The 18612-nt window shown below is 53.0% G+C and carries 16 protein-coding genes; 9 read left to right on the top strand and 7 right to left on the bottom strand.

The window, feature by feature from the left end:
* The first annotated feature begins 23 nt into the window (after window positions 1–23).
* Window positions 24–827 (top strand): hypothetical protein, encoded by an 804-nt coding sequence (locus ACT3T7_RS08530; RefSeq protein ID WP_444630703.1) that lies wholly within the window; start codon window positions 24–26, stop codon window positions 825–827.
* Between the two features lie 82 nt (window positions 828–909).
* Here the strand turns inward: ACT3T7_RS08530 and ACT3T7_RS08525 are convergent, their stop codons facing one another.
* The 7 genes from ACT3T7_RS08525 to ACT3T7_RS08495 all read right to left on the bottom strand — a co-directional run bounded on the left by ACT3T7_RS08525 (window position 910) and on the right by ACT3T7_RS08495 (window position 7994).
* Window positions 910–1941 carry a S49 family peptidase gene (locus ACT3T7_RS08525; protein ID WP_444630701.1) on the bottom strand — a complete coding sequence of 344 codons (1032 nt, stop codon included), beginning with the start codon at window positions 1939–1941 and terminating at the stop codon, window positions 910–912.
* 30 nt (window positions 1942–1971) lie between these two features.
* Window positions 1972–4176 (bottom strand): DNA topoisomerase 3, encoded by a 2205-nt coding sequence (locus ACT3T7_RS08520; RefSeq protein WP_444630700.1) that lies wholly within the window; start codon window positions 4174–4176, stop codon window positions 1972–1974.
* A complete protein-coding gene (locus ACT3T7_RS08515) occupies window positions 4177–4914 on the bottom strand; it encodes a TonB C-terminal domain-containing protein (protein ID WP_444630699.1) in 738 nt (245 codons plus the stop codon).
* A complete protein-coding gene (locus ACT3T7_RS08510) occupies window positions 4914–5534 on the bottom strand; it encodes a TonB family protein (protein WP_444630698.1) in 621 nt (206 codons plus the stop codon). The genes ACT3T7_RS08515 and ACT3T7_RS08510 overlap by 1 nt, the downstream gene beginning before the upstream one ends.
* A 5-nt stretch (window positions 5535–5539) precedes the next feature.
* Window positions 5540–6817 carry a TonB C-terminal domain-containing protein gene (locus tag ACT3T7_RS08505; RefSeq protein ID WP_444630697.1) on the bottom strand — a complete coding sequence of 426 codons (1278 nt, stop codon included), beginning with the start codon at window positions 6815–6817 and terminating at the stop codon, window positions 5540–5542.
* A 95-nt stretch (window positions 6818–6912) separates the two neighbouring features.
* Window positions 6913–7629: a hypothetical protein gene (locus ACT3T7_RS08500; RefSeq protein WP_444630696.1), complete on the bottom strand. Its 717-nt coding sequence runs from the start codon at window positions 7627–7629 to the stop codon at window positions 6913–6915.
* On the bottom strand, window positions 7629–7994 hold the full coding sequence (locus ACT3T7_RS08495) for a hypothetical protein (RefSeq protein ID WP_444630695.1): 366 nt from the start codon (window positions 7992–7994) through the stop codon (window positions 7629–7631). The genes ACT3T7_RS08500 and ACT3T7_RS08495 overlap by 1 nt, the downstream gene beginning before the upstream one ends.
* 204 nt (window positions 7995–8198) lie before the next feature.
* Here ACT3T7_RS08495 and mobH point away from each other — a divergent pair, with 204 nt between their 5' ends.
* The 8 genes from mobH to ACT3T7_RS08455 all read left to right on the top strand — a co-directional run bounded on the left by mobH (window position 8199) and on the right by ACT3T7_RS08455 (window position 18600).
* A complete protein-coding gene (mobH, locus tag ACT3T7_RS08490) occupies window positions 8199–12092 on the top strand; it encodes a MobH family relaxase (protein ID WP_444630694.1) in 3894 nt (1297 codons plus the stop codon).
* Window positions 12093–12098: 6 nt separating this feature from the next.
* Entirely contained in the window at window positions 12099–13955 is a 1857-nt protein-coding gene (gene traD / locus ACT3T7_RS08485) for a conjugative transfer system coupling protein TraD (protein ID WP_444630693.1), read from the top strand.
* A gap of 34 nt (window positions 13956–13989) precedes the next feature.
* The gene (locus ACT3T7_RS08480; RefSeq protein WP_444630692.1) at window positions 13990–14544 is read left to right on the top strand and encodes a hypothetical protein; all 555 of its coding nucleotides are present in this window, start codon (window positions 13990–13992) and stop codon (window positions 14542–14544) included.
* Window positions 14501–15130, top strand: coding sequence for a DUF4400 domain-containing protein (locus ACT3T7_RS08475; protein WP_444630691.1), 630 nt, complete (start codon window positions 14501–14503; stop codon window positions 15128–15130). The genes ACT3T7_RS08480 and ACT3T7_RS08475 overlap by 44 nt, the downstream gene beginning before the upstream one ends.
* 198 nt (window positions 15131–15328) lie before the next feature.
* Window positions 15329–15607, top strand: a complete 279-nt coding sequence (traL, locus tag ACT3T7_RS08470) for a type IV conjugative transfer system protein TraL (protein WP_444630690.1) — start codon at window positions 15329–15331, stop codon at window positions 15605–15607.
* A complete protein-coding gene (locus tag ACT3T7_RS08465; protein WP_444630689.1) occupies window positions 15604–16227 on the top strand; it encodes a TraE/TraK family type IV conjugative transfer system protein in 624 nt (207 codons plus the stop codon). The genes traL and ACT3T7_RS08465 overlap by 4 nt, the downstream gene beginning before the upstream one ends.
* Complete coding sequence (locus ACT3T7_RS08460; RefSeq protein ID WP_444630688.1) at window positions 16220–17170, top strand: hypothetical protein; 951 nt, start codon at window positions 16220–16222, stop codon at window positions 17168–17170. The genes ACT3T7_RS08465 and ACT3T7_RS08460 overlap by 8 nt, the downstream gene beginning before the upstream one ends.
* Window positions 17170–18600 carry a TraB/VirB10 family protein gene (locus ACT3T7_RS08455; RefSeq protein WP_444630687.1) on the top strand — a complete coding sequence of 477 codons (1431 nt, stop codon included), beginning with the start codon at window positions 17170–17172 and terminating at the stop codon, window positions 18598–18600. Before ACT3T7_RS08460 ends, ACT3T7_RS08455 begins: the two co-directional genes overlap by 1 nt.
* Window positions 18601–18612: the final 12 nt, after the last annotated feature.

Raw genomic sequence — 18612 nt, 5'->3', positions numbered from 1 at the left:
ACGCTTACCCCGAGGTTATAACCTTGGGGAAGGCAGAAAGAGACAACTCAAAAAGGGGCCACACTGTAGAAGCCACCAGTCTCTCAAGCTATAAAAAAGTAGGGAATTTTGATGAGGTATTGCGTGTGAAGTCATGTAAAGAAGCGAGAGAGGAGCTGGTTTCAAATTCGGTAAGCGATGAATTCCGTCACGCATTGCATGAATGGAGACATGATGGCCTCTGTCAAAATATGGAAAGCCGTATCGCGGTATGTGCTTTGAGTAAAGAAAAGCTCAGGTTTGCGTTCCACATTAGAAATTCACGTAACGGCAGTAAGCTATGGGTAGGGCTGCAGGCCTTACTGTGGTTAAACATCCCGATTTACGATCGCGACCAAGAAGTAGCGCCAGCTAGCGTCAAGTCATATCTGCGCTCACTAGTCCAGAACTTGGTCAACCAAGAGGCAATTGCCCGGTGTGTGGTGGAGGCGATGGTAAGCAACAACGAACCCCTAGCGCACGCGTTAATTCAGTACTCTAAAGATGGTGTGGTGAGCCCCTATGAGGCGTCGTTAATCTTCAACGCTATCGAAGAGTCGGGGATTATCACCTCTGATGTCATGCTACGAATCCACTTGCGTCGGGCTGAGGACATTGACCAATTAAAAGCCATACCAACGTGGTCCCTGTGGCGTTTTTGGCACTGTTTGACATCAGATCAAGTGAGGCTGGCGCTGGAGTTCAATCATCGCCCACCGGGCACGGAGCACGGCACACTGGTTCAGTATAAGCGTGATGATCAAGTAGGACCAATGAGCGAAGAATGTGGGAATTTACTTCGTGACTGAATGTTTGAGGCGGCTTGATGCGAATAGCCTATACGAAACCCCCCAATTACCTTTTTGGGGGCTTTCGTTAGGTGGGAGGGTATCAGAAGCCTGGCAGTTGGTAGCGAATACCAGTACTGAGATCGATTCCCAGCGTGCTAGCTACACGCGGCCCTAGCTTGCCGGTTAGTCTTTCAAGCGCAGAGAGCCGCGGGGTGTAGTTTTCCATTTCAACGTCGCCAACGAGCTCGCGTGATAGCTGTTCGAGCGTCATAACGCCATCAATCAAGCCTAGTTCTACTGCCTGCTCCCCTGTCCATACGAGACCCGAGAAAGTCATATCGTTTTCAATCAGCCGATCACCCCGTCCGTTGCGGACAGCTTCGATGAACTGTTCGTGTGTACTACCGAGCACTGATTCCCAAAACGCTCGCTGCTGATCACTGACTTTGCTAAATGGGTCCAGGAAAGCCTTGTTTTCTCCCGAGGTGAACGTTCTTCGCTCGACTCCCACCCGATCCATGGCTTCACTGAAGCCGAAGCCTGAGCTGATTACACCGATCGACCCCACTAGACTAGCCGGCGCGGCGTAAATTTCGTTGGTAGCTGCTGCAATGTAGTAAGCACCGCTGGCGCCGATATCCTCAACCCAGCTATAAACTGGAATATCGGGATGTTCCTGAGACAGGTGCCGTATTTCCTCGTATACAGCCTGAGACTGGACTGGGCTTCCGCCCGGCGAGTTGATTCGAAGCACTACCGCCTCGACGTTTATACCTTCATATGCAGCACGTAGCCCCGCGTTTATGCGTGAGGCTGAGGCTTCTTCGTTCGCATCGATAACACCTTTGACGTCCACTACTGCCAAGTGGGGAGCGGTTTTCTCCTCGGGCCCTCCAGCAAAGTTGAAGATGTAGATAGTGTGTCCCAGTGAGAGAGCCAACAGTGACAGAAACCCAAAACGAAAGAAGACTTTCCAACGCCGAGAGCGGCGCTGTTCTTTGAACGTCTCGTTTAGCCACCAATGAAACATCCCTCTTTCCCACTCTCGCTGCTCAGTATCGGAGTTATCCGCCGTAGTGATTGGTCGCGGCGCTCCGGTAGGGCGGTCCGGGCTCGGTTTTGTACTGAACATTCTTAAAATTTTCTTGATCACAAGTTTAACCTACATTCGTTTTTTGGCTTCGGCGGGTGAGAGGGTGACACTACAGTTAGCGCGATCTGAGCATGCAAAAAATTTGGTTTTACGTTTCGCTCCTGGTTTGAGCCCCATTTTTTCGCGCATAGGCTTACCACATTCTGGGCACGTGGGGGCACTGGCATCGATGTGCGCTTGGCTAGGGACGGGCTTTCCGCTCTTATCGGAGAATGATGCATTGCAGGTGGTGCTGGTGCAGGGCCAAAAAAAGCCATGCTTCCCTTTAATACGCTTGAGAGGGCTACCACACGTAAAGCAGCCATGAACCGGTTCTTTTGCCTTTTCCAAAGCTTCGGCCAAGGCCGGACTGGAGTTGGCTATTTGCTCGCTGTTCTCGCGTACTTGGTTCACTATTTTAATGACCCAATTCTCCATGTGTCCCATGAACGTCTCAAGCTCAAGTCGGCCATCGACGATAGCCTCAAGCTGTTGCTCCCACATGGCGGTGAGACCAGCAGATTTTAGCGCCGGGGGTAGTATGGCCACCAGTGCAAAGGCCTTGTCAGTGGCCACAAGCACCTTCCTCTTGCGAAGGACTTTACGCTTCAAGTAACCGCGCTCTACTGCGCCCTCAATGATGCCGGCACGAGTAGCGCCAGTGCCTATTCCCTCAGAGTCCTTTAGAATCTCCTTGAATTTGGGCTCATCGACGTACTGGGCAATATGTTCCATGGCGCCCAATAAAAGGTCTTCGGTGAAGTGAGAGGGCGGTCGGGTCTGCTTGTCAGCTAGGGTAGCGCTAGAAATTCCAGCGGGCTCGCCTTGATGGATCGGGGGAAGCTGCTTGTTTTCTTTCTCCTCGTCTTCAGTATCCGGTTGTTCGTCGGTGGTTGTCTGGTGGCTATCCATGATTATTTTCCACCCCTGCCGGACCGGCACCGCCCCTGATGTGTTGAAGGTGTGGCCTTCGACCAAAAGGGTGACGTTCGTTTTATCGAACTCGTAAGGGGCATAAAAATTTGCGATATAGCGCCGGCGTATCGCATCGTAAAGATTGAACTCGATCTCGGACATTTTGCTGATGTCCGTCTGCACCAGAGTAGGAATGATCGCGTGGTGAGCTTTTACTTTCTTGTCGTTGAAAGCCCGACACTTTCGTTCGGGGTCTGCGCCAGCCACAAGCCCACTGATCGACTGATCGGACAGCACCAGGCACTGCAGTACCTGGGAAACCTCACTCTGTTGAGAAACTGGAAGATAGCCGGTGTCCGCGCGCGGATAGGTTGTCGCCTTATGTGTTTCATAAAGGGCCTGAGCACTATCAAGAACCTGCTGGGCGGAGTATCCCCATTGACGGTTGGCATATTGCTGTAAGCTGGTGATTGAGAACGGCAAAGGGGGAGACTCCTTACCCCGCTTCGTTTCGGCGTGTTCAATTACCCCATACTTACCTCTGATCTGTCGGGCGACTTGGTCAGCATAGGCTTTATTCAAACACCGGCCTTGCTCGTCACAAACCTCCTCAGGCGGTACCCATTTAGCTTCGAAGGAGCCTTGTTGAACGACCGCACTGGCGGTGAGCACGTAATAGGGCGAGGCTTTGAAATTGGCGATTGCCTGATCTCGAAGGCACACCAGGTTCACGGTGGGGGTCAGTACACGGCCTACGTGAAGAGTTTGGCGGTACCCGGCTTTCTCCGCCAGTTTGGAGTAAAGCCTCGACATGTTCATGCCTATCAACCAGTCGGCTCGCTGTCTGGCCAGTGACGCATGGAAGTAGGGAATGGACTCCGGCCCCGGCCGCACATCGGCTAACGCCTTTTTTATGCTGACCGGGTCAAGCGAAGACAGCCTCAGGCGTTTGATATCGCCGCGATAACCTGCATGCTCCAGTATATTGCGAGCGATAGCCTCACCTTCGCGATCCCAATCTGTTGATATTACTACTGTTTTTGCTTTTTTAATAAGGCCTTTGATAATGTTGAACTGCTTGGAAGCTGACTTTTTTACCTTCAATCGCCATGTATCCGGCGCAATGGGTAAGAGGTCCATATTCCAGCTTTTATACTTCTCGTCATATTCATGGGGCATATAGAGCTCAAGCAGGTGCCCAAACGCCCACGTCACGATGCGTTCACCTTCTCCGATATACCCGTTTCCGCGCCCCGATACGCCCATAACCGCCGCAAGGTCATTGGCCTGGTTAGGTTTTTCGCAAATATAAAGCTCCATTCAATATCCCCTGTTCGAGTTGGTAGTGGGATCTATGCGCAAATGCACGAGCTGCAAAAGGCGTTGGGTATGCGGGAGGGTGCCAGCAAGCTCCAAAAACGGTGAGGCGACGTAAACGGCCTGGCGTACAGCTTCATCGTAGGATTCACTTCCAGAGCTCTTCACCGTACGGAAGCGACCCACGCGCCCGGCGCCATTCATCATCAGCTCAATAGTGATGGTCTCGGTCGGCAAAGCCCCCTCATAGGTGATGTGGTCTTGGACACGTTGCGAAAGCCGTCGAGAGGCCGGCGCAAAATCGGGGCTGCCCTGGATCTCCTCAAAGGTGCGACAGTCATCTTCGATACAAATGTGGCCATCACGAGCCTGATGGCAATCGTCGTCTTGGCATGGCAGCGTAGCGCCAGCACTGATTCGCTGACTGGTACAGTCCTCGGTCAAGCAGTACACCCCTTCGCGAGGGGATCGCCAAACGCCGTCATCCTTGTGCGTGGTGCGCTCAGGTTCGCCCTGAGGCGAGCGTCCGACCGATTGCTCAGCGCTTTTACTCTGCAGCCGGCGTGGGACCGGGAGGTCAGTTTCTCTCAGCTCGACATGGGGGCGAACGTCGTTATCTGGTGTTGTGTCTTGATCAGGCTGATCGGGATCACGCGTTGACTGAAAAACGATAAACAACCCAGCAATGAGTCCCAGAGCAATAAAGGTCGTTACCGGTACATTACTGGATTCGCTCGCCACTACCGTGCCCCCATAGATTGCACGTTCACACCGCCAAAACTAAGCACAACTCTTGATAGAAGCGCCCTGATTTCTGGCTCTGCCGCACGAATTTCATTGAATGGCTGTGCCTCATAAATCGCTTCAGTTGCTTGGGAGTCGAATTCAGAACTTCCAGAAGATTCCAGTACATCGGCATGAGCGACGCTACCGTTATCTTTAATGTGAACCATGATTTGCGCGCTCAGGTCATCCGGTGACCTATTTGACCAGCTATGCCAAACACGCTGACCGATGCTTTGAATGATCTCCTGGTACTCTTGGCGAGCGCGTATGTCCCTTTCTGCGGTACAGTCTTGAGCCATGCACACATACGTTTCGAGACGGCAATGCGCGGTTTTGTCATCATTGAGGTAGCGGTTATTGTGTTCTCCGCTGGCGCAGAGAAGTACTTCTTCCAGGTAGCCCCAGCAGTCCACGGTTATGCATCCATATTCAGCTGGTATCTGATGTTTAGCCGTTTCTTTTATGGGTTGTGGCGTTACGGCTTCGCGTAGGAAGGTCATACTGAACAGCAAGTAGGCAAGCCAGAAACCGCCAATGACGAAGGACCCAATTAACAATGTGCGTATGCTCGACATTACGGTTACCTCAACCTGCCGTCTGGCGTAATGTACAGGTTGAATTGGCGCACTTCGTCTTGATCTCGTAATGGGAGCTCACTAATACCGGAGAAAGGGGGCATGTCGCGTATGTGCCGATAGATACGATCGTTCAAATCTACGTCATTGCTGGGACGTAGGAACACTATATCTGCCACGTTACCCATAGGTACCGCCAGCGTGATCTGTAAAGTGATGTCATGCTCCAGACCCGTTCCTAAATCCTCAGGCCAGTGCTGGCGCATCTGTCTCTTGATACCTGACAGGGTGCCCGCTGCAGCCGTATTACTGGTCTGAATATCTGTATCTGTATCTGGAGCGTCGATGGGTTGTGCCGGCTCCCATGTAGCCTCGTAGTTCTCTATAGCCTCCATATTCCCAAACGTTAAGGAGAAGGGGTTGAGTAGAACTTGTGCACTGGTTGAGAGGTCCATGACTTCCAAGAAGGGAGCGCTTGCACTGGCCGCTTGAAGTACGCTTTGGTTGAAAAGTTCATTTCCAGAGGAGCGATCAATGCGAGACTGCTTGATATCGCCGTTATCAAGTAGCTCAATGCGAAGTATAGCCCCTTGCTCTGCGTAGTCATCGCCTTCGTAGTGCCAGGCCTCACCCACACGACGTCCGATGGATTGAATGACAGCATTGAAATCTTTCGAACTCAGTATTTGATCCCGTTCTGAGGGGGGGATTTGACCACGACGAACTTGCTGCTCAAGACGTTGGCGCGTTTTGGCGAGCTGCTTAACTTGATCGGAGAAATCCTCATCGAGCACTGAACCCAGCGCTTCTGTGCGGTTAGCTGAGCCGGTGCTCGGCCATGGGTCATTACCCAGCGCTGTTTCAGAGCCGGGTGGATTGTCCGGCTGCGTGGAAGGAGGGAGAGGATAGGCCCCTTGCTCGCCGTGCTCCTGGTTGCTTCCGCTGTCGTCTTGGGGGCTTTCTGATGCGGTGGAAGCCGTTTCATTCATCCATAACTGTGAGGGGTTGTAATCATCAAGGGAGGTATTCGCAAGAGGCGGTTGATTCTCCTCTACCGCTACCGGGGTATTGGTGGCAAATTGAGCATCTTTCACGAGATCCTCAGGCCCAGTGGCCACCATCAACGATGCATCGCCTGGTTCTTCTGATGGATCGTCCTCTATTGGTTGCCCTGCATGGCCTTCAGCGGTAGTTTCGGTTGCCGGGTCATTCAGCTGGAAATGGTCCTTGAAATTTAGATACAAACCCGCACAAATGAAAGCGAACGCAACACCGCTCACCATGTACTTCCGGGTACTTTGGCGAGTGGATGACTTCGTGGTTTTAGTACCTGACTTCGGGGTTTTAGATGGTGTTTCGGACATACAAATACCCGGCCTTAGTTGAGTGCACGACATGGGTTGGCGACAGAACGAGGTCGAACGCTGTTACGCACAATCTTCCTCTGCTCAGCCGTAGTCGGTTCCAGCTCGCAAAAGAGTGACCACGCTTGGAAGTAATCGTCTAAACCGTGCGAAGGTGGCTCACACCCTACGAGCAATACCTCTGGGATGTTGTTTTCCCCTCCAGCCTTGGTTACAAACTGCCAGTCGGGCTCGTCCATACCTTGCCCACCATCACAGAAGCGTTCCCACCGCTGTAGCTCATACATGGAAGCCCCTTCGGTGATCCATGAATACTCAAACTCGTCATCTGTAGTGGTGGGGTAATTTCCAGCTGGGGCGGAAAAGAGGGCTATGTCGATTTCATACATATCATTCAGAGGCTCTCCCAGTACGTGAATGTAGGCTGGCTGGCGGATAGCCGCGCCGGCACGTCCACGGTTGCCGTAGGTGAGTGTCAGTTCGCGCTCGACCTGCGCTATTTTGGCCATTGCTTGCTGGCGACGCTCCCAAAGCGCGCTCAGCTGATCGGCAGATTCGCCGTAGGCCTTGGGATAGCGTTCTGCGGCTTCAACATAAAGCGGCACATTGAGCTCGAGCCACTCATCGCTTGGATAGGCGGGTGGTTCGGGAAGAAGCTCATGATTCCCCTGTGTAGCGCATGCTGAAAGGGTAATCACAAGGGAGCAGGCGAAAAGCGGCCATGCTTTCATCAGTGACCACCTCCACTTCGGATAAAGCGTGAGACGCTTGTATCATGAGCCGGTGAGGGATCATCGACCTGTCGCTGGAAGATAATATTGCCAGTAATCACCTCGTGGTGGTGATCAAGTAACTCAGACGTTGAGCGCGGGGTGGCCAGCGGGTGACGAATGCCCTTTTCTACGCACAACCGGGTAACGTAAGGCTTAAGCTGTTCGTAAAGCCCTTTAGAAGGTGCGTTGGCATTGGAGAAGACGGACCGAAGGGTATCGGTGCCCCCCCCTATGTGACTGACTAACAACCACAGCGCATCGATCTCACGCTGCGAATCAAATTCCAGAACCACCTTTTCCTCAGAGTTTAGATAGACGTTCATATTTCCCCAGAGGGTGTATTGGTCTTCAACACCCTCATCTCCTTTGCTTGTTTGTGACAGTGCGGACAGCGTGACGGCTGAAGTCTACCTCTTGAACGAATTTACTCTGGGGCGCTGAGAGTGCCCTTAAGGGACTCTTCGGGGCCCAATGCTTTTTAATTTGCCGTGGCAAACTACGCGCAATTACTAAGGGAAGCAGGGTTGATGTTGAACACGCTTAAGAAATGGTGGCCTTTTAGGGCAGGTAGTACAGCGTCGTCAGCATTCGAACAGCCTGGCGTGTATGAGCACCTAGAGGATTTAGAAGATCCCGAAATTCCACGGTACCCCCCGTTTGCAAAGGGGTTGCCTGTAACGCCGATCGATAAACTTATGGCCACCCAGCGCAAACTCATTGCCCGGATAAAGCTGTCGCTAGGCTTTTCCGGCGAGGACGCCGACCAGCTGTTGTATCCGGTTTTACGTAATTATGCGTCTTTCGTTCACTTGCTACCGGCATCGGAAGGGCATCATCACCGCGGCGCTGGCGGCTTATTTCGACATGGGTTAGAAGTGGCGTTCTACGCAACGCAGGCATCGGAAGACATCATTTTCGTACCAGAAGGCTCGCCCAACGAAAAAAACCAGAAAGAGCCACGTTGGCGCTATGGTGTTTTCCTGGGTGCATTAATGCACGATCTGGGAAAGCCACTTTCGGATGTGGTCGTTACTGACAAACAAGGTCACCACGAATGGAACCCCTACGCAGAAACTTTGGAGCAATGGCTTGACGAGACGGGAGTAACTCGCTACTTCCTGCGCTGGAACAAGGCTCGTCACCAGCGACACGAGCGGCTCGCAACGCTGGCGCTAAACATGGTGCTGACGGCGGATGCCAAGCGTTATCTTCGCCTGCCTGGCCCAGAGCTCATGAAGACGCTGATAGAAGCAATATCCGGTACCAGCGCGCTTCACCCTATGGCCAAGCTCATCATGCTCGCTGACAGCGAAAGTGTTAAACGGGATCTCAAGGAAAGCCGGCTTAACATCGATAGCAACTCTCTTGGGGTCTCGATCGAGCCCTACATCATTGATGCTATCCGGGGTCTCGTGCATAGCGGACGCTGGAAAAGTAACCAAATGGATGCCCAGGTCTGGCATCTTGAACAGGGAACCTTCATTGCTTGGCGCCAAGCGGTGCCATCGCTCGTCCAAAGGCTCAAGGACAATTCTATTCCTGCCGTCCCCCACGATCCGGATACCCTGGCCGACTATTTGATTGATAGAGGATTCGCGGTACCTCGGCCTATTCCAGGGCGTGAGAGTGAGTCGGAGGAGAACTACTATCGCTATTGGGAAGTCACCGTGGAGGTGGAGGCCGAGGAGGGCCTAACGGTAGAGCCAACGATCCTAATGTTGCGAATGGAAGACTCATCCTTGGTCTTCGGCGCTGCACAGAACCCGCCCCAGCCAATGTCAGCTACCGTGCCGGGGCTGGATGCGTCCGGACAGCAGGTTGTTCGTGATGAAACGCCAGCAGAGCAAAATGAAGAGGGCACCGCGGCTACGGAAGAAAGTGGCGGATCAACGCCAGACGAGAATACGCAGAATACGGCAGATAACACGGTGACCCCTGCCTCCATGAGAGAGAGGCTGAATCAGGTTAAGAACGTGGATAGCGCGACTTTACCGGAGAATATGCTCAAGGTCTTGAACGGGGGGGCTGCGGTTAACCCCCTTCCAGTAGCGAGTGGACCAAAACCTCAAGACAAAATTTCGACTCCAGATAATAAAGATAATAGCGGTAATACGGATATTACTGATAATGGAGTGGGGCCAGAGTCGGCCCCCAGTATTGGTACACCTGATAGCATTAACGCGATTGAGGATATTCTCTCCTCGCTGACTCCCCCCAAGAAAGGGAAAAAAGCAGCTGCAGGTAGCGGTAAAAAACCGGAGAAGAAAGCAAATACATCCACGTCGGACGCGCCGTTACAAGATGATATCTTTGGCGATTTACTCTGTCCGGGTAAAAACAGCGCCAGCACTGTGCCGGAAAAGGATGTGACAGGCACCCCCTCTACCCAGGAGCCCACACACACACCCGTAAGCACGCCAGTCGATGCGGTATCAGTCTCTCCTGACGCCTGGGCTGTACCCGACTTTATGCCGGAAACTCTTCAACAAGACGCTAGGAAGGCAACAGGTAAAGCTAAGCCCCAGCCTATGATGTCCGGCTCCGTACCCGCTGTTACGGAAAAACCGACCATTGATAGTCCAGAACCAGAAGACAGCCCCCTCGCACGCTTACAAGAGCTTTCCAGCTCATTGGGCGGTGATATCGGTATGGATTTGCCCTTTAGCATTCCGGAGGGTAATTCTGGCGAATCGATGAGAAAAGAAGGCAGCGACGACGACGCGATCGTTTATGAAGATTTACCGATGCCAGAGGATAAGCCAAGTGAGGTGCCGTTCTCATTCGGCCTGCCAGAGGCTGACACCGAGTATCCGGTAAGTACAAACCCGCCTGAAGACTTCCACACTGCCACTAATAAGAAGCGTAACGACGAATCGCAATCAGATCGTAAGATAACCCCATCAAGTAGTAAGCATACGGCAACTGGATCGTCACTCAATAAGGCCGAACATTCAGAAGATACTCAGGCATCGTCTTCCGAAGCAGTCATGACGCTGGAGCTGGCAGAGCCCTTATTGGCGTCTCCCAAGATTGAATCCGCCGCAATGGATGCCCCGACGAGCGGTCATGCCGATGTGGGACATGACCTGGACTTTCTCCTAAATGTTGGCTCAAACAGTAAGAACGGTCAGAACGGTAAGAAAGCCGTACGGTCGAGCTCTGTGCGAAAGTCGATGCCCTCCAAGGGTACGGGAACCCCAAAGAGTGCCGCTGCTCCAGACAACCCATCCGTTGAGCCTGCTCAGCCTATAGGCGTTGATGGTTCATTGAAGATTGACTCACCGACTCAATCACTCCCGAACAAACCGGCCCCAGCAACACATTCAAGTGTCTGCTCGGACCCGGTTGGCATGCCGGATTTTGGACAGGACGATGAGGTTCTCCTGAATGATCCCCCGTCTGCGGGCACTCTCTCGGACGGAAGCCAGTCGTTGCCGCCCAAAGACCCTGTTGCTACTGAGACAGAGCCGCCGATTGAAGAGGGGATTCGTTCTTCGGTCGCCGGGGTAGAGCCGGTGACAACCGCTTCGTTGGAAGGAGAGCCGTCCGGTAAAAGTAATCACGTTACTCCCGATCTGGCGCTACCCGAACGAAGTGGCGTGGAAACGGACCTTGAACGCGCCAATAAGTATATTCAGGTCATCCTGGAGCCGATCTTAAAGGGCAACGATACGCTCGGACGCATTCTCTACCGGGATGAATTTGGCCACCTCAATTTGCAAACGGAGCCAGCTAGCAAAGAACTCGGATTGAGCGCCAGTCGTCTTCTCGTTGACCTTGCCAAGGGTGGGGCTATCGCTGGGGAGGGCCTGGATCAATCCGCTAACCAGGCTCCTCTCAGCGATATGACGTCTGAGTGGGTTGGCGCACGCCTCAAGGAAAGGGAGTCGGAACGCATACGTGAAATGGCCTTGGCATTGGATGGCGAGGGAGGGGAAGAAAAACCTTCTACGTCTTTGGTCCGTAGAAAGGTGCGTGGCTCACCAACCTTGGACACACCTCGAAGCACCAGTATCTCCGTGCGCGCCTCAACGCCTGAGACAGCTGGTTCACCGTCTTCCAGCCTTGTGAATGAGCATCCTGGTAAGCCTAACGATATACACGATTCTGGTCCTGGTGCTTCAGCGTATTGGGAACAGGCCGAGGATGAAATCTCGGTACCCGCTCCTCCTCAGAGCTTATCAGCCAACGATGCGTTGAAGCGTTTGCGGGAAATGGTTCTGGCCGGGGAAGGCGAATGGTTAACGGGAAGTGTTTCAAAAGAGGGGGATGACTGGAGCACGAGCGATATCTGTATTGATGCCCTGCTAGCGGCAAACCCGTCTCTAAGTCGTACACAGATTAAAAATGCGCTGCGCTCGGCCAAGCACCTGAAGATGTCTCTTGTGGCGAAGAACAAGCGTTTATACGTGAAGGAATAAAAATCAATGAGTGAAGACATTTCCTATGAAATGCCTTGGCGTAGTAATTACGAAGCCATGGCAATTGCAGGGTGGTGCGTATCGGGGGTCGCGGCCTACGGAATTAACCATTTAGCAAGCTTGCCGCCAGAACCGTTCTACTATATGGGGGGCATCTGCGTCACCATGGCGGTCGCGCGCATACCCAAAGCAATAAAACTACACACGCTGCAGAAGCATTTGTCAGGACGTGAGCTGGAGTTCATTACGTTCAAGAAACTGCTTAAGAACCTGAACAAGAAGCCGGACTACCTGTGGCTGGGTACCGGGTTCTATTGGGAATCCCGGCACGCTCAGCGAGCCTTTGAAATTCTTAAGCGGGATTGGTCCAGCATCGTCAATGCTGACGGCAAGCTTGAGCAAACAATGAAGAAGCTTTCTGGTAAGGAAAAAGCCCCCCCAATCGGTCATACGTGGATACACGGGCTTGAACCGAAGGAAATAACCCTGAGGCAGCCCATTGGACACTCCGAGTCCCACACCTTGATAGTGGGGACCACGGGTAGCGGGAAAACGCGTTACTTCGATCTGCAAATTAGCCAGGCCATAGCCCGTGGCGAGTGCGTCATCATTCTTGACCCCAAGGGCGACCGTGAAATGCGCGATAACGCTCGGCGTGCCTGCGAAAAGCTTGGTACACCTGAGCGCTTCATTCAGTTTCACCCTGGGTTCCCCAGTGAGTCGGTACGTATCAACCCATTGCGCAATTTCTCTCGCCTGACTGAGATACCTTCACGAATTGCCAATCTGATACCTACCGAAGGGGGTGGGGATGTCTTCCAGTCCTTTGGCTGGCAAGCTCTCAACAACTTTTCCCAAGGGCTGGGAATTATTAACCAGCGTCCAACGCTTAAAAACCTTCGTAGTTTGATGGAAGGAGGCGCCGACGGTCTAGTAATCGAGGCTATTTCAACTTATAGCGAAAAGCACATCGAAGACTGGCAATCGTTAGCTGCCCCTTATCTTGAGAAAGCAGCAGGAGGCCCACGGCAAAAACGGGCACGGCTTTTGTGTCATTTTTACTCTGAAGTCGTAAAACCGAAGAAGCCCAGCTCGGAGCTCGAGGGTCTGATTTCGATGTTCCTGCACGATGCGGCGCACTTCGGAAAAATGGTCGCCTCATTGCTACCCATTCTTAACATGCTGACCTCAGGGGATTTGGGAGAGCTGCTTTCTCCGGACCCTTACAACATGACGGACGAACGTCCGATTATGGACTCTGAAAAGATCATCAATAACGCGATGGTTTGCTACGTTGGTCTGGACTCCCTGACGGACAATATGGTCGCCAGTGCGATAGGTTCCATTTTCTTGAGTGACCTGACCGCCGTGGCCGGTAAGCGGTACAACTACGGTGAAAACCTCAAGCCCATCAACCTATTTGTTGATGAGGCCGCAGAGTGTATCAACGACCCCATGATACAGCTGCTGAACAAGGGACGCGGTGCCTTGTTCCGGCTATTTGTCGCAACACAGACTTATGCTGACTTTGTGGCTCGACTTGGGAGCAAAGACAAAGCCTCTCAGGTGCTCGGTAACATCAACAATACGATTGCGTTAAGGGTAAAAGATACGGAGACCCAGGAGTTTATAACGGCTGGGTTACCCCCTACACGGGTCAAATACGTAATGCGAACTCAAGGGCAAAACACCTTAGCCGATCAGCCGATTATGCACGGGGGTAATCAGGGTGAACGGCTCATGGAGGAAGAGAGTGAGCTCTTCCCGGCAGCATTGCTCGGGATGCTTCCAAACCTAGAGTTTGTGGCCAACATTTCCGGGGGTCAGTTCGTTAAGGGACGGATACCCATACTCACCGCCTAGACCCGTTTGTTAGATCACGACCAAGGACATACCAGTGAGTTTTTGTATTGAAAAACGCCCATTAATGGAAGTGCTGCGCAGAGATTATCAGCGCCATGCGCACAATGCGGAGCTGCTTTTTTACGATTGGCCTAAGGCGAAGGAGGTGGCCGTTTCATTCATTGAGCACGTAGGTCTCCATCTTCGGCGTCGCGAGGAATCGCTCGCCCTGGCCATCTTATGTGAGGCATTAAATGCTTACAGTGAGGTGACCCTTTTTTCGCGACGATCATGGACCGAGAAAGTTGATGACGCGCTTCGATTGGCCACCTTTGTCAATGCCCTAGTAACTGTAGCTGTCCGGGAACTGCAAATTGCCGTTGAGTCGGAGCGTGGAAGCCAATGGACTCTGCCAGGCGGGGAAGCCTTTTCGAGCTGGCTGGATAGAGAGCAGGGTGATCTGGCCGTTTACCATCAATCTCTTAACGATGAGTTACCAGTTCGAGCCCTCCTGTATGGAACGTTTGCACCGGACTCGGTAAAGAAGATTCTAAAAAGGGCTGATTATGAAGACGCCATTCTGGCTAATAGCTTGGCTGTTGTTTGCTGAAATTTTCATCATTTTAGTGTTCGTGCCTGGTCACTGGACCGAGCGAGTGATCGAGAAGGAGGCGGCTATGGTAGAGAGCCAATTGGGCCCAGCAACCGTCGAGTGGATCGATCGTAAGGCGCTTTCCTGGTACAACGCAGCGATGTGGGATACAGGGATCTACCGAACGCTTCATACGCTGTTGGTACCCACACCTGAAGAGCGGGATGCAAGCCGGGGGATGGAAGGTATTGGTGGAAAAATCTTTCCATGGGTAGAGGACCGCTTAGCATCCATGATGCATGTCGTCTACCAGGTGTTTGCTCGTGTGGCACTTCTGATGGTTTGGGCCCCGTACATGTTGATCCTATTGGTGCCTGCCTTGTGGGATGGGTATATGACCTGGAAAATCAAGCGAACGAATTTCGATTATGCTTCTCCAGTGTGGCATCGTTATGGTATTCGAGGGGTCTTTTTCGTCATCCAGTGTCTGTTCATTACATTCATTGCACCTATCGCGCTAAATCCGATCGTCATACCGGTCGCCATGATGGCGGTCTGCATTATGCTGGGACTGGCCGCAGCCAACCTCCAAAAGCGTATCTAAACTCGCGGTCAAGTGTCCGCCATGTTCGACACTATTTGATCGCTCCCTGGCCCTTCAGGCCTCCCTTTCGGGAAGCCTGAAGGGCTTTTTTTTCGCCAATATTCTGCTGAAGGCCTTTAAGGGCAGCACGGGGCGGGGGGGATATGGCGTTTAACCCCCAAAATAGCCTCCATTCCGAACATCCCCCTGGAGCCATTCATGGAACCCGTTCAAATACCTGGCCGAATAGACGAGCCGATCCACGTCCTTATGTGGTCCCTCGACGAAATGGGCCCAATTTTTGTTGGGCTAATACTGGGCATGGCGGTTAGCCAAGCAATGATCGGCTTTGGCATTGGCCTTCTGATCACGAATAACTACCGCAAGTACCGAGATCGCCACCCCGATGGTTACCTATTCCACATGTTTTATTGGTCAGGTTTCTATCAGTCGACGCGCTCTATGGTGAACCCATTCATCAGGAGGTACCTACCGTGACCTTGGATCACTGTCTCAAAACATGGAACGGAGTCCTGAAAGAAAACTGGTTCCATCGAATCATTACGATGGTACTGGCTGTTGGCTTGGTGCTGGCGCTAATCAAAGCCTTCACAGTTGATACGATCGTCGTCATTCAGCCCTATACCCTCAATGAAGAAGCATGGGTAAGTCAGAACCAGGCTTCCAGTAGCTATAAAGAGTCTTGGGCGATGATGCTGGCCTCACTGACGGGTAACGTAACTCCAGGTAGCGTCAATTTCGTAAAGGAACGGATAGAGCCGCTACTATCGCCAGAAATTTACCGAGACGTCATGCAAGCCATAGAGGATCAGGCGCTGAGTATCAGGCGCGATCGCGTCACCATGAAGTTTGAGCCTCGTGCCGTCGAGTATGAGCCCGAAGCGGATGTGGTTTACGTGTACGGACACTCGTTTATTCAAGGCGCCACGGGTGATCCTGAGCGCGAAGAACGTACTTACGAGTACATCATTGATGTTCGTAATTACTCCCCCGTAGTAACCCACATTGAGACCTATGCTGGACGCCCGCGCACCGAGCGTGTCCGTCAACAAATGGAGCGGAATCTTGAACGACAAGAGGAGCGCCGTCGTGACTAATCCTAATCGATTCAGTCGTGTTTTAGGCGGCATGGCAGTAATGACGGTCCTGAGCTTCGGCTCGGTCTATGCCGATGTTCAAATACCGGTTGAGCCGGTCAACATGAGTGTTCCAGCAAGCGTGCTGAGGGATAACGTGCCGCCCCTGCGCGGTAGCGCGGATGGGGGGAATAGTAGCGGGGAGTCATCAAGAAGCGCTAATCAGATGCAAGTGAACGATAACCCCCGACTGGTTATGTCTCCGGGTGTTAATGAACTGGTACCCGTGGCGGTATCCCACCTAAATCGCATCGTGACCCCCTTCGGTGAACCCTCGGTCAACACCACTTCCAACGCTACGATCACCATCGAAGAGAACGTCGTGTACGTGGCAACGAGTACCGAAGACCCAGTCACGCTATTCATTACTCAAGAGGGCTCTCAGGCACGCGCGCTGTCGTTAACGCTGGTCCCGCGAAAAATTCCACCTCGTGAGCTGTTCATTGAGTTGGAAGGCGGTGCGCAGGTTGCCGGCCTGATTGGGAATCCAAAGGCGGAGCGCTGGGAAACCTCGCAGCCCTACGTCGATACATTGCGGACTATCATGCGAAGTTTGGCACTTGGGGACATACCCCAAGGCTACACCCTTCATGATACCCAGCCGGGTACACCGATGCCGTCTTGCCAGCAGCCGGGAATGGATTTTCGGTTTGCCGGCGGCCAGACCATGGTTGGCCATCGTTTAACGGTAAATATTGGGGTAGCGACTAACGTTTCTGGCCAGCCCCTTGAGTTCCTGGAACAGTCCTGTGGGAACTGGGATGTCGCGGCCGTAGCGGCCTGGCCGAACAATGTGCTGGCGCCTGGCGAGGGCACTGAGGTTTATGTGGTTCGTCGAGTCGAATCAAGTACGCCGCAGCCAACAGGCAACGCCCGTCCCTCGCTGCTAGGAGGTCGTCAATAATGTTAAAGGAGAGCTGGGACGGATTATCGGGGACGCATAAGCGTTGGGCCGTTATCGGAGGCGCGATTTTTCTCATGGTGGCCGTGATATGGATATTTTCCGGTGATACGCCTGAGCGGGAGAGTCGGGGCTCTAACGATACTGTACGGCACGTGTTAACCGATCGCGATACGCGTGATGTATCAATCGACGGACTAGCTGCCGAAATTCGCCGTTCGAATCAGCAAACTGATGACCTACGCAACGATTTCGGCAGTTTGAAACGCGAGGTTGAATTAAGTCAACAGCGGAACGAATCAACCGCGGCGGTACGTGGCGAACTTGATGGGCTTCGCAGTCAGATTGAATTGCTCATTGAGCAAAATATGGATTTGGCCCGGCTGGCCGAGGAGCAAACCTTTGCGGCAGCGGCGCCTAACCAAGTAGGAGGAGGCAGTGACCGGCGAGCGCTGGAGGATGGTGAGAGCCCATTTGAAGCGTACGGCTATTCCTCGGGTAGTCAATCCACTGAAGACCGTGATCCGTACGAAGTTGATGCCGATGAAGTCTTCTCCCGTCCACGTTCACAGCCTCGCTCTAATTGGGACGAAGCTGGCAATGGTCGTGATACAGCTGGTGCTGGTCGAGACTCGTCCCGTACCGATGGAAACGAAGAGTTCGCGAATCAGGGTGAGGGGCAGGGGGGAGGGTCTGCTACAAGTGGCTCTAACGGCGCCACCATTTATCGCCATGTCGCAGAGGAAAGCGAGGAGGAGCGACGAGCCCGCGAAAGCGCTCAGGAGGATGATGAGGCCATGTACATCCCTTCAGGCTCGATACTGACGGGAATTCTTCTGAACGGGATGGATGCACCCACGAATTCTGGATCGCGGCGAGATCCCCATCCGTCTTTGCTGCGCTTGAATCATGAGGCCATTTTGCCCAACCGGTTCACGGCGGACATTCGCGAGTGTCACATGCTTATCGCGGGCCACGGTGACTTGTCCTCTGAGCGCGCTTTTTTACGCAGTGAAACAATCAGTTGCGTCCGTAACGATGGGGGCGTCATCGAGGCGCAGTTGAATGGATACGCAGTAGGTGAAGACGGCAAAGTCGGTGTGCGTGGACGTCTGGTTTCGAAACAAGGGGCCATGATAGCCCGAAGCATGGTGGCTGGTTTCATGTCAGGCGCTGCCAAGGCGTTTGATGTTGACGCTGTACCTGTGATCCAGACCGGCAGCAGCACGGGGGGCAACACGCAGTATCAATCCAATTTCTCTCCTTCGATGTTCCAGGGGGCCGCTGCATCAGGTGCTTCTTCCGCCTTGGACCGGATCGCGCAGTTCTACGTCGACATGGCCGAGAACATCTTTCCTGTCATTGAAGTAGACGCAGGTCGTGAAGTTGAGTTGATTCTAACGAAAGGCGCCACGCTGAAAATCCGTAATTAATGATTTTAATGA

The organism is Halomonas sp. 111 (assembly GCF_052379685.1).
Taxonomy (GTDB): Bacteria; Pseudomonadota; Gammaproteobacteria; order Pseudomonadales; family Halomonadaceae; genus Vreelandella; species Vreelandella citrativorans.
This window is presented reverse-complemented; position numbering and strand designations above follow the sequence as displayed.

Excerpts from the sequence above, each read along its gene's own strand:
- ACT3T7_RS08525 (WP_444630701.1), bottom strand. The coding sequence starts at position 1,941 with ATGTTCAGTACAAAACCGAGCCCGGACCGCCCTACCGGAGCGCCGCGA.
- ACT3T7_RS08520 (WP_444630700.1), bottom strand. The coding sequence starts at position 4,176 with ATGGAGCTTTATATTTGCGAAAAACCTAACCAGGCCAATGACCTTGCG.
- ACT3T7_RS08510 (WP_444630698.1), bottom strand. The coding sequence starts at position 5,534 with ATGTCGAGCATACGCACATTGTTAATTGGGTCCTTCGTCATTGGCGGT.
- ACT3T7_RS08505 (WP_444630697.1), bottom strand. The coding sequence starts at position 6,817 with ATGGTGAGCGGTGTTGCGTTCGCTTTCATTTGTGCGGGTTTGTATCTA.
- ACT3T7_RS08500 (WP_444630696.1), bottom strand. The coding sequence starts at position 7,629 with ATGAAAGCATGGCCGCTTTTCGCCTGCTCCCTTGTGATTACCCTTTCA.
- ACT3T7_RS08495 (WP_444630695.1), bottom strand. The coding sequence starts at position 7,994 with ATGAACGTCTATCTAAACTCTGAGGAAAAGGTGGTTCTGGAATTTGAT.
- mobH (WP_444630694.1), top strand. The coding sequence starts at position 8,199 with ATGTTGAACACGCTTAAGAAATGGTGGCCTTTTAGGGCAGGTAGTACA.
- traD (WP_444630693.1), top strand. The coding sequence starts at position 12,099 with ATGAGTGAAGACATTTCCTATGAAATGCCTTGGCGTAGTAATTACGAA.
- ACT3T7_RS08475 (WP_444630691.1), top strand. The coding sequence starts at position 14,501 with ATGAAGACGCCATTCTGGCTAATAGCTTGGCTGTTGTTTGCTGAAATT.
- traL (WP_444630690.1), top strand. The coding sequence starts at position 15,329 with ATGGAACCCGTTCAAATACCTGGCCGAATAGACGAGCCGATCCACGTC.
- ACT3T7_RS08455 (WP_444630687.1), top strand. The coding sequence starts at position 17,170 with ATGTTAAAGGAGAGCTGGGACGGATTATCGGGGACGCATAAGCGTTGG.